General features: G+C 49.5%; 2 rRNA genes. Both read right to left on the bottom strand.

The window, feature by feature from the left end:
• A 23S ribosomal RNA gene (locus M5J09_RS13165) occupies nt 1-525 on the bottom strand; the annotation flags it as partial.
• Between the two features lie 471 nt (nt 526-996).
• Nucleotides 997-1099, bottom strand: a 16S ribosomal RNA gene (locus M5J09_RS13160); the annotation flags it as partial.

The following is a 1099-nucleotide window of genomic DNA, read 5'->3' as shown; positions in this document are numbered from 1 at the left end:
ACTAAGTATTTAGGCTTACCGGGTGGTCCCGGCAGATTCACAGCAGATTCCACGAGCCCGCTGCTACTCGGGCACCCAACCACACAAATGCTGAAGTCTTCAACTACGGGACTATCACCCTCTTTGGCAGGTGTTTCCACACCACTTCGCCTAACAACAACACCCACGCAAACCAGTGGTAGCTAGCTTAAAATCGGGCCCCACAACACCGCACACACAACCCCTACCAAGTATCACATGCATACGGTTTAGCCTCATCCACGTTCGTTCGCCACTACTAGCAGAATCATAATTTTATTTTCTCCTCCTACGGGTACTGAGATGTTTCACTTCCCCGCGTAAACCCCCACAACAGCTATGAATTCACTGAAGGGTAACACCCCATAACAGGTGCCAGGTTTCCCCATTCGGACATCCTCGGATCAACGCTTTATTGACAACTCCCCGAGGCTTAACGCAGCCTTACACGTCCTTCATCGGCTCAGCATGCCAAGGCATCCACCATGCGCCCTAAATAACGAACACACAACCAACCACACACAACAACAATGCCACAAAGCACCATCACCACGTATGCGGCCGGCGTGAACTACACAAAACACAAAAGAACAGAAATCACACAAACCACACACCCACCACCACACGGTGACAAGCATGCAGTTTAATGCTCGCGTCCACTATACAGTTCTCACACAACACCCCACACCACAACCACCACCAAGCAACAAGGCTTCGACAGTGTGTTACCAGCATGGGTTACAACCAGGGGATAATGCCCCAGACACCCAACAATGCACCAACATACAAAAGAAAAAAGTAACTTGCGTCGATTAGATAAATTAAGACTCTGGTTAAGGTGTATCTCCACCCGATTAAAAAAATTGGTGGCAGCAGAACACGCGTCTACATCAACCACCACAACCACCACACCCACAAAAAGAAAGGGGGTTTGGATGGTTAAACACCAACTGGTGCCTAAAAAATAATGCTCCTTAGAAAGGAGGTGATCCACCCGCACCTTCCGGTACGGGTACCTTGTTACGACTTCGTCCCAATCGCCGATCCCACCTTAGACAGCTCCCTAACAAGTTTGAGCCAC

This window comes from Corynebacterium sp. BF-R-2 (assembly GCF_024586525.1).
Classification (GTDB): domain Bacteria; phylum Actinomycetota; class Actinomycetes; order Mycobacteriales; family Mycobacteriaceae; genus Corynebacterium; species Corynebacterium singulare.
Note: the sequence above shows the minus strand (reverse complement) of the source record. Positions and strands in the feature narration are given on the sequence as shown.